Source organism: Sphingosinicella soli, assembly GCF_014199685.1.
Classification (GTDB): Bacteria; Pseudomonadota; Alphaproteobacteria; order Sphingomonadales; family Sphingomonadaceae; genus Sphingosinicella; species Sphingosinicella soli.
Genome location: NZ_JACHNZ010000048.1, coordinates 16113 through 28671, shown reverse-complemented (window position 1 = coordinate 28671; position 12559 = coordinate 16113). Strand labels below are relative to the sequence as shown.

Genomic DNA, 12559 nt, shown 5'->3' with positions numbered 1-12559 from the left:
AAAACCAGGCCGCTGCCTAAACCATCGAAATGAGGGGTCCCTATTGGACGCCGATCACCCCGCTAACGGGGTCCCTTTTGCACGCCGGTCCACACCTAAGACACCCCAACAGGCCCTCGGGACGGCTAGGGAATATTTTGAAGAATATTATCCCGGCGCCGTTGTTTGGCTGAACACATCAAGAGAGTTGGCGAAACAGAAACGCCCCAAAGAAGCAGCCTTTCTGCTGCATCAAGCTACAGAGCGGCTTTATTCCTGCCTTTTACTCACACTGACATTCTATACGCCTTACAATCACAATATCGCCTTCCTGCGTTCACTCGCTGAAGGACTGGACCGCCGCCTGTTCGGGATTTGGCCCAAAGATAACCGCCGCGACCGCGCCATGTTTCAGAAGCTGAAGGAAGCCTACACCAAGGCCCGCTACTCTAAGCATTACAAGATCAGTGATGAAGAGCTGACTTGGCTCGGCGCGCGTGTCGAGGAACTTGGTCGCGTTGTTCATCAGGTCTGTTCTGAGCGCATCACCGAATTGGAAGCGGCCGCGAACAAATAAACACCGCCGCCGTCCGGTAACTTGCCGAACCGTCTGGATTCTGGCATATTCCCTGCCACGGGATGGAATGACTGGCGGCCATCTCCGGGATAACCCTGCCAGGCATCATGCAGGCTCGGCCATTACGGTCGGGCAGTTGCTGTAAGCCGCATCAGCGGTACGCAGCGGACACCGCTTGCACATCCGCGCATAACGCGCGGACCGCCGGTGTGCGAGCTGCATATGACACCCCCTATCGACATTTATGCGCGCGAGGTCGTGATGGCGCGCGTCGGCCATCTCATCCGCCGCAAGCAGAGCGAGGTCGAGCGGATAGCGCGCATCGTGCGCGGCTGCTTCGACCCCGAACAGGTGCAGGCGCCTGAACCGGGCCAGATCAAGCGGATCATCCTGATCGGCCCCTATGCGCGGCGCTCCTGGTATGAAGACCGGCACACGCTTGCCTTCTCCGACTACGAACTCTGGATCGTCGTCAACCATCCGCTGTTCAAAGATGACCGCTGCTGGCGCCGCGCCCGCGTGACCATCGACCGCGAACTCGGCGACCGCTGCGCAGTCGATCTTGAAATCTACGCCAAGACCGACATTCGTACCGCCAGGGCGGAACGGGACACGTTCATTCTCGACCGCATCGAGGCAGGCATCACGCTGTACCGTGCCTCGCGCGATGCCCCGCTCTATGCGCGTGAACGCCGGGGAGCACGGCCATGACGCGCGATTCGACCGCCGCGTTCGCGGCCTTCTACCGCACCGAGCATGAGCGACTGCTGCGCTTCTTCAGGCGGAGGGTCGGCCGCGACGAGGCGCCCGATCTGGTACAGGAGACGTTCGCGCGCCTGCTGCGCAGCGGGGCTTTCGAGCGGATGGAAAATCCGCAGGCCTATCTGACCCGCTCCGCTCGCAATCTGCTGATCGACCGTGCCCGCCGGGACAAGCAGTCGCAAGGCGTCGTCTTTCCCTTCGACGAAGGCTGCGACGCCCACGTCTGCCCGGAGCAGACGTGGCGAATCGAGGAGGCCGATATGCGGCGAGCCTACGGACGGGCACTCCGCACCATGTCGCGCAGAACCCGGCGCGTTTTCATGATGCACCGGATGAGACGCATGACCTACACGGAGATTGCGAAACACCTCGGCATCGGCGACAAGCGCGTCCAACATCACATGAACTTGGCGTTGGTGCGGCTTCGCCGAGCATTGACAGCCTGGAGTGTGGCTGGGTAGTCACACTTTGGCAGGGGCCTTTTCGGGGGCAGTTTGGTTTTCAAACTATCCACAAGTCCTTGTTTTCATGGAAGAAATGAGCCGGAATGCGATTCCGGCTCGGGCCTCCAACATCTTCCGACGCCTCCTCTCGCGCTCTGCAAGACGCTCCGCGCTCCCCGCGTGGAAACGAATTTCCATTGCACAACTCATTCAGGTTGAATTTTTCCATCTAGGATAGCCAATATCCTGAATGGCGAATCGCCGAAGGAATGGGAGGGAAAACGGATGGTGAACCGGAAAATCGCGCGCTGGCTGGGACTTGCCCCGGTCGTGTTGCTACTGGCGCAGGCAGCGCCCCTTCCCGCCGCGGCGGAGAGTGCGGCGCGCATCACGGCAAGCACGGCAACGACCGCCGCCGTCGACAAGGTGATGGCGGACGGGATCGCGAGCGGAAAGCTCGCCGGCGGCGCGATCGGCGTCATGAAGGACGGCAAGATCGTTTTCGTGAAGGGCTACGGCCTTTCCGATCTCGAAGACGGGCAGCCGGTGAAGGCGGACACGATCTTCCGGATCGGTTCGATCACCAAGCAGTTCACTGCGGCGATGCTGATGATGCTCGTGGAGCGCGGAGAGCTTTCGCTCGCCGATCCGATATCGAAGTATTTCCCGGATTTTCCCAAGGCCGACGGCATCACCGTGCGCCACCTGCTCGATCACACGTCGGGCATCCGCAGCTACACCGGCAAGAACTTCGCGTCGCGCGGGTGGCGGGAGCACGATACCAAGGAAATGGTGTCGTATATCGCCGGGCAGGACGAGCTGATCGATTTCCCCGTCGGCGAGGACTATCGCTACAACAATTCGGCCTATGTGCTGGCGTCCGCAATTGTCGAGAAGGTCACGGGCAAGCCCTACGGCACGGCGCTTGAAGACATGATTTCCAAACCGCTCGGCCTGAAAGACACCGCCTATGACGACGAGCGCGCGATCGTGCCTCGCCGCGCCAAGGGCTATGGCCTGCGGGACGACAAGCTCGCCAATCCGCTGCCGCTGTCGGTCAGCGTCGCGCACGGCGCGGGCGCGATGCGCTCCACCGCAGCCGACATGCTGCGCTGGCAGGATGCGCTGTTTGCCGGAAAGGTCGTGAAGCCTGAAAGCCTCGCGCTGATGATCGCGCCCGCAAAGCTGAAGGACGGCCGCCTGACGAGCGCGGTGCGCAAGCCGGATTCCAGCGGACGCGGGCCTATGGAGTACGGCCTCGGCCTTGCCGTGGGGGAGCGCGACGGGCGCCGCATGATCGGCCACGGCGGCGCGATCAACGGCTTCAATTCGGCGCTTTTCACCTATCCTGACGAAAAGACGGCCATCGTCCTCCTCGTCAACACCGAAGGCGGCGCAAACAAGCGCTACGACGACGTGGCAGAGGCATGGTTCAACAGCAACGGCGGAGCAAAAAAGTGAACACGATCCCCACCATCCGTATCGCGGGCGCCGCGCTGCTTCTCGCCTCCGCACTCACGGCGCCTGCGTTTGCCAGGGATGCCGCCTACGACATCCTCATCAAGGGCGGCACCATCGTGGACGGCAGCGGCCTTGCCGCCTATCGCGGCGATGTCGCGATCGCAGGCGGGCACATCGCTGCGGTGGGCGACCTCGGCAGCGCCAAGGCCGCGAAAACCATAGACGCGGCCGGGCTTGTGGTCTCCCCCGGCTTCATCAACATCCACAGCCATGCCGAACCCGAAGGCATGGCGACGGCGGTCAACATGCTCACGCAGGGCGTCACCACCGAAATCATCAACGCAGACGGCGGCGGCGGCACCGATATCGCCGTTCAGTTGCCGGAAATGGCGGCAAACGGCCTTGCCGAGAACGTCGGCGCGTACACGGGTTTCAATGCGGTGTGGCGCGCCGCCATGGGCGACCGCGACGTGCGCCCCACCGCCGCGCAGATCGCAGACATGCAGGCCGCGATCGAAAAGAACCTGAAGGCGGGCGCCTGGGGTGTCGCCTCGGGGCTCGATTACCGGCCTTCTTATTATGCGAAGGCGGAGGAGGTGATCGAAATCGTCTCGGTCGCGAAACCCTGGCGCACGAACTTCCCCAACCACGACCGGCTCCGCCCCGAAGACAATCTCAGCTCGTTCAAGGGCATGGAAGAGACCGTCGCGATCGCCGAGAAAGCCGGGCTCGTTCCGGTCATCACGCACATCAAGAGCGCAGGCAAAGAGCGCGGCGGCGCGGCGAAGGTGCTTGAGATGGTCTCCGCCGCCACTGCGCGCGGCACGTGGACGGCCATCGACATCTATCCGTATCTTGCCGGGCAGACCGCGCTGCAGGCCTTCCTCGTACCCGGATGGGCAGCCGACGGCGGGCGCGACGCGATGCTTGCGCGCTTCAAGGATCCCAAGCTCCGCCCGCAGCTTGTCGAGGCGGCTGAATATGCGATGGAAACGCGGCTCGGCGGAGCGGAGGGCATTGCCCTGCCCGATCTCGGCAAGCGGCTTACCGACATCATGGCCGAAGACAACGTGCGCGCGGGCGAGGCCGTGCTCCGCACGCTCGAAAAAGACCCTTTCACCCGCGCCAACATGACGTTCGGCGATGAGAAGGATGTCGTCGCCTTCCTGAAATACCCCGATACCGCTGTCGCCTGCGATTGCGGCGCGGCCGTCAAGAATCGCGGCCATCCGCGCTATTTCGGCAGCTTCCCCAAGATCCTCGGCCACTATGTGCGCGACACCGGCACGATCACCATGGAAGACGCCGTCCGCAAGATGAGCGCCCTTCCCGCCGCGATCATCGGCATGGTCGATCGCGGCCACATCGCGCCGGGCATGCGCGCCGACGTGACGCTGTTCGACCCGAAGACCGTGCGCGACCACGCGACCTTCGACGCGCCGACGCTGCCTTCGGACGGTATCCGCCACGTCATCGTCAACGGCGTTCCGGCGCTGGCGGACGGCGCGGCGACCGGCGCGAAATCGGGCGCGGTACTGCTGCGCGACGCGCATATGCCGAGCCGTCCGATGAACAGCACGGCGAAGGCGCGGTCGTTCACCGCAAGCGGGCAATCGGCGGATTACACCGTGTCCGTCGCGGCGAGCCAGGGCGCGGGCGAGCGTTTCGCGAAGGGCACCGTGAACCTCACCGATGCGAAATCGGGCACGGTGTGGACCGCCGACAGCCTCGGCATCGTGCAGACCACCAAGGGCTGGGCGAGTGTCACGGCGGTGCTGAAAGACAAGGCCGGCAACCGGAAGCCCGCAACGCTGACGCTCGACCGGGCGGACGGCGGCGCGGAAACGCCCGTCATTTCCCTCGCGTTCGGAAACGCGCCTGCGGCGGTTCTGCCCGCAAAAGGCACCGTCAAGGCTGAATAGGACGGCCCGCAAGGCAATTTGCGGGTGGAGAATCGCGCCCGGGTCATTAGACAGGGCGCGATTTTCTAAAGTTCGTGTCGAATTTTCCGGTCCCGGCACGGACTATCGTGCAGGAGCAGTCATGATCGAAGCCGAATGGTGGGATGCTGAAAATTCCGCCGAACTCGCCGCGTCGGCCGCGGGAGACGTCCAGTTCATCATCGAGAGTGCCATCGACGCGCGCGGGCAGGCGCTTATCGCGGTTCCTGGCGTCGGCGTGGCGCTCACCGTGCTGCAGCAGCTCGCCAAGGCCAAGCTCGATTGGAAACGCGTGACCATCGTGCCGAGCGGGGACTGCCTCGTCGCCGTCGACAGCCCGCTCTCCGGCGCGGCGGCGCTTGCACGCATCTTCCTGCCCAAGGGCGCGCGCGTGCTGCCGATCGGCAGCGACAATGCAGACTATAAAGCCGCGGGGCGCGCCGCCGACGCGCGGCTCGAAGATCTGCAATGGCCGCCCGATCTGGTGTGGCTCGATGTCGGCGAGAACGGCGAGACGGCGGGCATCTTCCGTGGTCCCGATCTCGACGAGGCGCTGAACGGCCCCAAGGCGCGCCGCGCGATCGGCGTGATGCCCGATCCGCTGCCCAACGACGCTCCGGTGGCGCGCGTAACGCTGACCCGCGCCGCGATCACCTCGGCGCGCACGCTCATCATGGCGCTGGACGGCGACAACGCAAAAGCCGTGCTTGAAAAGGCGATCGAAGACGGGCCGCTGTCCGACACGCCGATCGGCCGCGTTCTTGCGGAAGTCACCGTGCCGGTGGATATTCACTGGTGCCCCGCCTGACCGCGCGATGAAAATCGTCGCAGCCGATATAGGCGGCACGCACGCCCGCTTTGCGATCGCGGAGGTCGCCGGCGGCAAGTGGCTTGATCTCGGCGCGCCGGTAACGCTGAAAAGCGCGGATTATGACGGCATCGAAGCGGCGTGGGCCACCCTCCCCGCCGCGTTCGGCGCCGCCCTGCCCGATGCCGCCGCGATCGCGGTCGCAGCGCCCATCGAGGGCGACGTTCTCGCCTTCGTGAACAACGACTGGGAAATCCGGCGCACAGGGCTCAGCGATCGCCTCGGCCTCAAGGCGATGACCTTGCTCAACGATTTCGGCGCGATGGCGCACGGTGTCGCGGCGCTCGGCCACGGGGCGACCGAGCACCTGTGCGGACCCGACGTGCTCCTCCCCCTCGACCATCCCGTAAGTGTGATCGGCCCCGGCACCGGGCTCGGCAGCGCCATCCTGCTGCGGCGCGGCGGACGTATCGATGTCGTGGAAACCGAATCCGCCCACATCGCCTTCGCGCCGCTCGATACGGTCGAGGAAGCGATGATGCCCGCGCTCAGGCAGATGTACGGCCGCGTTTCCAACGAGCGTCTTGTCTCCGGGCCGGGCCTCGCGGCGATCCGCGCCGCGCTCGATCCGCAGGCCCCGCCGATGAGCGACGCCGGCCTGTGGGCCGCAGCGCTTTCAGGCGGAGACGCGGCGTTCGACCGTTTCGCGATGATCTACGGCGCGGTCGCGGGCGACATCGCGCTCGCGCACGGCGCGATGGGCGTGGCGATCGTCGGCGGGCTTTCGAACCGGAGCAAGGCGCGGCTGCGCGCCTCAGGCTTTCACGACCGCTTCATCGACAAGGGGCGCTACGCCGCCCGCATGGAGCGCATTCCTGTCCGCCTGGTCACGCACGAACACACGGGCCTCGTCGGCGCGGCGGCTGCGTTCGCGCAGGAACACACCGCGTAGTCAGTCAACCCGCTGGCGTCATCCGCGCTTCGTGCGCGGCGGCGATCTCGTCGGTGAAGCGCACGCCGAGTTCACCATCCACAAAGCGCACGACAACGCCGGCACGCGCGCCCATGCGAACCGTCGTCAGCACGATTTTCTCGCCGATTGCGATCTGCTCGTGCGTGGCAAGACGCGCGCCCGTCATCGACATGTCGATGACGCGCGCCGTCAGATTGCCGCGCCGATACTGAATCCCGGCGAGATGGTTGGTCGCGGCCCGCGTCGCGCTCCGCTTGTTGTCGGCATCATTGGACATGCCCGCGAATCTCGCACGGAAATGGTTAGCGGATCGTTGCCGATCAGCCGTAAACCTCGAACAGGCCCGCCGCGCCCTGCCCGCCGCCGATGCACATGGTGACAACGACATATTTCGCGCCGCGCCGCCGCCCTTCGATCAGCGCATGGCCGGTCAGGCGCGCGCCCGACATGCCGTAGGGGTGCCCCACGGAAATCGCGCCGCCGTCCACGTTGAGCCTCTCGGGATCGATGCCCAGCTTGTCGCGGCAGTAAAGCGCCTGCACCGCGAACGCCTCGTTCAGTTCCCACAGGCCGATGTCGTCGATCTTCAGGCAGTTCTGCTTCAGCAGCTTGGGGATCGCGAACACGGGCCCGATGCCCATCTCGTCGGGCGCAACGCCCGCCACCGCCATGCCGACATAGCGGCCGAGCGGCGTCAGGCCCCGGCGCTCCGCCTCCTTCGCCTCCATCACCAGCGAGGCCGAAGCCCCATCCGAAAGCTGGCTGGCGTTGCCCGCCGTCACATTATGTCCGGGGCCGCGCACGGGCTGGAGGCCCATCAGACCTTCGAGCGTCGTCTCGGGGCGGTTGCCCTCGTCCTTGGTCAGCGTCACCTCGTGCTTGCTGACTTCGCCCGTTTCCTTGTTCTTCATCACCATCACGGAGGGAAGCGGCACGATTTCGTCGTCGAAGCGTCCGGCCTGCTGCGCCGCCGCCGTGCGCTGCTGCGACTGGAACGCGAACGCATCGCACACGTCGCGGCTGATGTTGTAGCGCTTGGCGACAATCTCCGCCGTGTCGATCATCGGCATGTAGGCATCGGGATGCATTTCGATCAGGCTCAGGTCGGGCTCCATGCGAACCTTCTCGTTCTGCACCATCGAGATCGATTCGACGCCGCCGCCCACCACGATCTGCATGCCGTCGACGATCACCTGCTTGGCCGCCGTCGCGATCGCCATCAGGCCGCTCGCGCACTGGCGGTCGAGCGCCATTCCCGCCACCGTAACCGGCAGCCCGCCGCGCAGTGCCGCAAGCCGCCCGATGCAGGGGGCCTGAACGCCCTGCAGCAGGGCCGAACCGAAGATGCAGTCGTCCACCTCCGCCGGGTCGATGCCCGCACGCGCGACGACATGCTTCACGACATGCCCGGCGAGCGTCGGCGACGGCGTGGCGTTGAAGGCGCCGCGATAGGCCTTGCCGATGGGCGTGCGGGCGGTGGAAACGATAACGGCTTCGCGCATGGGAAACTCTCCTGTTCCTGAATTCTAGACGTAGGTGAGGCCGACCCATTCGGCCAGAAGCGCGGGCTTGTCCTCGCCCTCGATCTCCACGTTCACCTCGTAGGTGGATTGCAGAACGCCCGGATGGCGCTCCAGGACATCGAGCAGCGTCATGCGCCCGCGAATGCGCTTGCCCGCGCGCACCGGCGCAAGGAAGCGCACCTTGTTCAGGCCGTAGTTCACGCCCATCGTCGTGCCCTCGAGCTTGGGAAACAGCTCGTAGGCCATGGCCGAGAGCATCGAAAGCGTCAGGAACCCGTGCGCGATCGTGCCTTCGAAGGGCGTTGCCGCCGCGCGCTCGGGATCGATATGGATGAACTGAAAGTCCTCGGTGCACGCCGCGAACGCGTCGATCCGCTTCTGGTCGAACTCGAACCAGCGCGAAACGCCGAGTTCCTTGCCGACCATCGCCTTGTAGTCCTGCACCGAAATCGTCATCCCCACCTCCCTTTTCGCGCCCGGCTTACGATGCCCCGGCGACCGCGCCTAGATAGGCAAAACGTGAGTATTCTTGACCTCCTCGAGCACGGCATAGGTCCGCGTCTCGCGCACGCCCGGCAGGTCGACGAGCGTGTCGCCGAGAAAGGCGCGGTACGCCGCCATATCCTTCACGCGCGCCTTGATGAGATAATCGAACCCCCCCGCCACCATGTGGCATTCGAGGATGGCGGGCATCTTCCGCACGGCGGCGGCGAAATCGTCGAACACGTCCGACGTGGTCCGGTCGAGCAGCACCTCGACGAAGATGAGCAGCGCGCAGTCGAGCCGCCCAGGATCGAGCACCGCCACCGTGCCGACGATATAGCCCTTCTCGCGCAGCCGCCGCACGCGCTCGTGACACGCTGCGGGCGACAGATTGCAGCGCTCGGCCAGCGCCTGGTTGGTGATGCGCCCGTCTTCCTGCAGCGTGCGCAGGATGGCGCGGTCGACCGTATCGATCATAAATCCGAACCTTCTTCGGTAGATTGAAATTATATCGGATATAATTCCAACATATACTCGAAAATACAAAGCACATTTTCCACTTTCGCTGACATTATCGAAAGATCATCAGCGAAAGTCCCGTCATGCCCATCGCCGACACCCTTGCCGACATGCAGCGCCTGCACCGGGCGCCCGAACCCGATGTCATCCTGCCGCTGTCCGAGGCGGCGCGCATCGATACGGCCGCAAGGCAGCGCGTCATCGCGCGTGCGGGACGCCTGCTTGACGAACTGCGCGCCGCGCAGTCGAGCGGCTGGGTCAATCGCTTCCTTCAGGAATACCGCCTCAATACCGATGAAGGCATCGCGCTACTGTCCCTCGCCGAAGCGTTCCTGCGCGTGCCTGATGCGGACACCGCCGACCTCCTCATCCGCGACAAGCTCGGCACGGCGGACTGGTCGGCGCACGCCGGAAAATCCGATTCAACGCTCGTCAACAGCGCCACGTGGGGCCTCGTCGTCACCCGCTCGCTCGTCGGCGAGAGCGGATCGACGCTGAAACGCCTGATCGGCCGCGTCGGCGAGCCCGTCGTGCGCACCGCCGTCGGCACCGCGATGCGCCTGATGGGGCAGGTTTTCGTGATGGGCCGCACGATCGAGGAGGCGCTCGAACGCGCGAACGACAAGGACAACACCGGCTTCGTCGCCAGCTTCGACATGCTCGGCGAGGGCGCGCGCACAAAGGACGATGCCGAGCGCTATTTCCGGTCCTACGCGGATGCGATCGATGCCATCGGCAAGGGCAGCAAGGGCCGCGACCACAGCATTTCGGTGAAGCTCTCCGCGCTCCACCCCCGCTACGAAACCGCGCACGCCGATACGTGCGTGCCCGAACTCTCCGCCATGCTCGTCCAGCTCGCGCAGCGCGCCGCGCGGGCAGACATCGGCCTCAACGTCGATGCCGAGGAATCCGAACGGCTCGTCATGTCGCTCGACATCATCGCCGCCGCCGCCCGCGCGCCGTCATTGTCCGGCTGGGACCAGCTCGGCATGGCGGTACAGGCGTACTCAAAACGCTGCCGCGCCGTCATCGCGTGGGCCGATGCGATCGGCGGCGAGACGAACCGCAAGATCGCGGTGCGTCTCGTGAAGGGCGCATACTGGGACAGCGAGATCAAGCGCACGCAGGAAGCGGGGCTTTCCGCCTATCCGCTCTACACGCGCAAGGCCGCGACCGACGTTTCCTATCTCGCCTGCGCGCGCGACATGCTCGCCGCGAAGAACATCTACGCGGCGTTTGCCAGCCACAACGCGCTCACCGTCGCGACGCTGCTCGAATGGGCGGGCGACCGCCGCGATTTCGAATTCCAGCGCCTGCACGGCATGGGCGACGGGCTCTATGAAAAGCTCGTCCGCGACGAAGGCTACAACTGCCGCATCTATGCGCCCGTCGGCGGTCACCGCGACCTGCTCGCCTATCTCGTGCGCCGCCTGCTGGAAAACGGCGCCAATTCCAGCTTCGTGCACCAGCTCGCCGACCCGAACGTCACAGAGGAAGAACTCCTCGCCGATCCGGTCGAGAAGATCGCCGCCGTGCGCGGCACGCGCCACCCCTCCATCCCCCTCCCCGCCGACCTGTTCGGAGCCGTGCGCGGCAACAGCGAAGGCCTTGATCTGCAGGACGCCATGACCCTCGAAGACACCGCATCCGCCATCGCCGCCCGCGCCGACATCGGCGCAGCGCCCGCCGATTCGACCGTGGAGGACGTCCGCACCGCCATCGCCGCCGCCGACGCTGCGTTCGAAGGCTGGTCGCGCACGCCCGTCGAAACGCGCGCCGCCGCGCTCGATCGCCTCGCTGACCTGCTGGAGGAACACCGCATCGATCTGATGGCGCTTGCCGTCCACGAGGCAGGCAAGACCATCGGCGACGCGCTCGGCGAGGTCCGCGAAGCCGCCGACTTCTGCCGCTACTACGCCAACCAGGCGCGCGCGGGGTTCGCGCCCGTCGTGCTGCCGGGGCCGACGGGCGAAAGCAACACGCTTCGCCTCGAAGGACGCGGCGTGTTCGCCTGCATCGCGCCGTGGAACTTCCCGCTCGCGATCTTCCTCGGCCAGGTCACGGCCGCGCTCGTCGCCGGAAACAGCGTCGTCGCCAAGCCCGCCCCGCAGACGCCGCGCATCGCCCTGCGCGCCGTCACGCTCGCCCATCAGGCCGGCATTCCGCAGGACGTGCTCAAGCTCGTCACCGGCGGCGGCGAAGCCGGGAACGCGCTCACCGCCGATCCGCACGTCATGGGCGTCGCCTTCACCGGCTCGACCGCAACGGCCAAGGCCATCGCGCGCAGCCTCGTGGCCGACGACGCGCGCCCCATCGTGCCGCTGATCGCCGAAACCGGCGGTCTCAACGCCATGATCGTCGATTCGACCGCGCTTCCCGAGCAGGTCATCGCCGACGTCATGACGTCAGCCTTTCGTTCGGCGGGCCAGCGCTGCTCGGCGCTGCGCCTGCTCGTCGTGCAGGAGGATGTGCTGGATCGCACGATCGAGATGCTGAAGGGCGCGATGGATACGCTCGTCGTCGGCGATCCGGCCGATCCGCGTACCGATGTCGGCCCGGTGATCGACGATGCCGCATACCGGAAGCTCGAAGACTATCGCCGGACCATGCAGGATCGCTGGCTGCACACGGTCGCGGCGCCGCAAGGCCGTTTCATCGCGCCGACCGCCATCCGCATCGACCGTATCGAGGATCTGACGCAGGAGTGGTTCGGCCCGATCCTGCATGTCACGACATGGAAGGCCGGCACGCTCGACGAAACCATCGCGCGCATCAACCGCAGCGGCTACGGCCTCACGCTCGGCCTGCACAGCCGCATCGCGGGACGCTGCGCGCACACCGTGGCCGCCGCGCGGGTCGGCAATCTTTACGTCAACCGTTCGATGATCGGCGCGGTCGTCGGCTCGCAGCCCTTCGGCGGCGAAGGCCTGTCGGGCACCGGGCCGAAAGCGGGCGGGCCGCATTACCTGCCGCGCTTCGCGGTGGAGCGCACCGTCAGCATCGACACGACCTCGGCAGGCGGCAATGCCAGCCTGCTCTCGATCGAGGACGTTACGCTTTAGGGGCACACCTTATCCTGCGGCATAAAACC

Annotated in this window: 12 protein-coding genes; 8 read left to right on the top strand and 4 right to left on the bottom strand. The window is 65.7% G+C overall.

Annotation, left to right across the window (positions count from 1 at the left end; translation table 11 throughout):
- The 7 genes from GGQ98_RS16080 to GGQ98_RS16050 all read left to right on the top strand — a co-directional run.
- Positions 1-556: HEPN domain-containing protein (locus tag GGQ98_RS16080; RefSeq protein WP_184071344.1), on the top strand; the 556-nt coding region annotated here is incomplete at its 5' end.
- 222 nt (positions 557-778) lie between these two features.
- Positions 779-1267: a hypothetical protein gene (locus GGQ98_RS16075; RefSeq protein WP_243451952.1), complete on the top strand. Its 489-nt coding sequence runs from the start codon at positions 779-781 to the stop codon at positions 1265-1267.
- Complete coding sequence (locus GGQ98_RS16070) at positions 1264-1779, top strand: RNA polymerase sigma factor (RefSeq protein ID WP_184071342.1); 516 nt, start codon at positions 1264-1266, stop codon at positions 1777-1779. Before GGQ98_RS16075 ends, GGQ98_RS16070 begins: the two co-directional genes overlap by 4 nt.
- Positions 1780-2046: 267 nt before the next feature.
- On the top strand, positions 2047-3222 hold the full coding sequence (locus GGQ98_RS16065) for a serine hydrolase domain-containing protein (RefSeq protein ID WP_184071340.1): 1176 nt from the start codon (positions 2047-2049) through the stop codon (positions 3220-3222).
- On the top strand, positions 3219-5144 hold the full coding sequence (locus GGQ98_RS18875; protein ID WP_184071338.1) for an amidohydrolase family protein: 1926 nt from the start codon (positions 3219-3221) through the stop codon (positions 5142-5144). The genes GGQ98_RS16065 and GGQ98_RS18875 overlap by 4 nt, the downstream gene beginning before the upstream one ends.
- A 121-nt stretch (positions 5145-5265) precedes the next feature.
- On the top strand, positions 5266-5970 hold the full coding sequence (locus tag GGQ98_RS16055) for a 6-phosphogluconolactonase (RefSeq protein ID WP_184071336.1): 705 nt from the start codon (positions 5266-5268) through the stop codon (positions 5968-5970).
- A 7-nt stretch (positions 5971-5977) separates the two neighbouring features.
- Positions 5978-6922: a glucokinase gene (locus GGQ98_RS16050; protein WP_184071334.1), complete on the top strand. Its 945-nt coding sequence runs from the start codon at positions 5978-5980 to the stop codon at positions 6920-6922.
- A 4-nt stretch (positions 6923-6926) separates the two neighbouring features.
- On the opposite strand, the gene GGQ98_RS16045 is transcribed toward GGQ98_RS16050, so the two are convergent.
- From GGQ98_RS16045 to GGQ98_RS16030, 4 genes are read right to left on the bottom strand one after another with little or no spacing between them, the layout of a single operon-like run.
- Positions 6927-7220 carry a PilZ domain-containing protein gene (locus GGQ98_RS16045; protein ID WP_184071332.1) on the bottom strand — a complete coding sequence of 98 codons (294 nt, stop codon included), beginning with the start codon at positions 7218-7220 and terminating at the stop codon, positions 6927-6929.
- Between the two features lie 43 nt (positions 7221-7263).
- Complete coding sequence (locus GGQ98_RS16040; RefSeq protein WP_184071330.1) at positions 7264-8445, bottom strand: acetyl-CoA C-acyltransferase; 1182 nt, start codon at positions 8443-8445, stop codon at positions 7264-7266.
- A 24-nt stretch (positions 8446-8469) separates the two neighbouring features.
- Positions 8470-8922 carry a MaoC family dehydratase gene (locus tag GGQ98_RS16035; protein ID WP_184071328.1) on the bottom strand — a complete coding sequence of 151 codons (453 nt, stop codon included), beginning with the start codon at positions 8920-8922 and terminating at the stop codon, positions 8470-8472.
- Between the two features lie 48 nt (positions 8923-8970).
- Positions 8971-9426, bottom strand: a complete 456-nt coding sequence (locus GGQ98_RS16030) for an Lrp/AsnC ligand binding domain-containing protein (protein ID WP_184071326.1) — start codon at positions 9424-9426, stop codon at positions 8971-8973.
- Between the two features lie 125 nt (positions 9427-9551).
- Here GGQ98_RS16030 and GGQ98_RS16025 point away from each other — a divergent pair, with 125 nt between their 5' ends.
- A complete protein-coding gene (locus tag GGQ98_RS16025; RefSeq protein ID WP_243451951.1) occupies positions 9552-12530 on the top strand; it encodes an L-glutamate gamma-semialdehyde dehydrogenase in 2979 nt (992 codons plus the stop codon).
- The last annotated feature ends 29 nt before the right edge of the window (positions 12531-12559 follow it).

Bases quoted from the DNA above. Each gene is read 5' to 3' on its own strand.
- GGQ98_RS16055 (WP_184071336.1), top strand. From the start codon at position 5,266: ATGATCGAAGCCGAATGGTGGGATGCTGAAAATTCCGCCGAACTCGCC.
- GGQ98_RS16070 (WP_184071342.1), top strand. From the start codon at position 1,264: ATGACGCGCGATTCGACCGCCGCGTTCGCGGCCTTCTACCGCACCGAG.
- GGQ98_RS16075 (WP_243451952.1), top strand. From the start codon at position 779: ATGACACCCCCTATCGACATTTATGCGCGCGAGGTCGTGATGGCGCGC.
- GGQ98_RS16045 (WP_184071332.1), bottom strand. From the start codon at position 7,220: ATGTCCAATGATGCCGACAACAAGCGGAGCGCGACGCGGGCCGCGACC.
- GGQ98_RS16030 (WP_184071326.1), bottom strand. From the start codon at position 9,426: ATGATCGATACGGTCGACCGCGCCATCCTGCGCACGCTGCAGGAAGAC.
- GGQ98_RS16065 (WP_184071340.1), top strand. From the start codon at position 2,047: ATGGTGAACCGGAAAATCGCGCGCTGGCTGGGACTTGCCCCGGTCGTG.
- GGQ98_RS16040 (WP_184071330.1), bottom strand. From the start codon at position 8,445: ATGCGCGAAGCCGTTATCGTTTCCACCGCCCGCACGCCCATCGGCAAG.
- GGQ98_RS16050 (WP_184071334.1), top strand. From the start codon at position 5,978: ATGAAAATCGTCGCAGCCGATATAGGCGGCACGCACGCCCGCTTTGCG.
- GGQ98_RS16035 (WP_184071328.1), bottom strand. From the start codon at position 8,922: ATGACGATTTCGGTGCAGGACTACAAGGCGATGGTCGGCAAGGAACTC.
- GGQ98_RS16025 (WP_243451951.1), top strand. From the start codon at position 9,552: ATGCCCATCGCCGACACCCTTGCCGACATGCAGCGCCTGCACCGGGCG.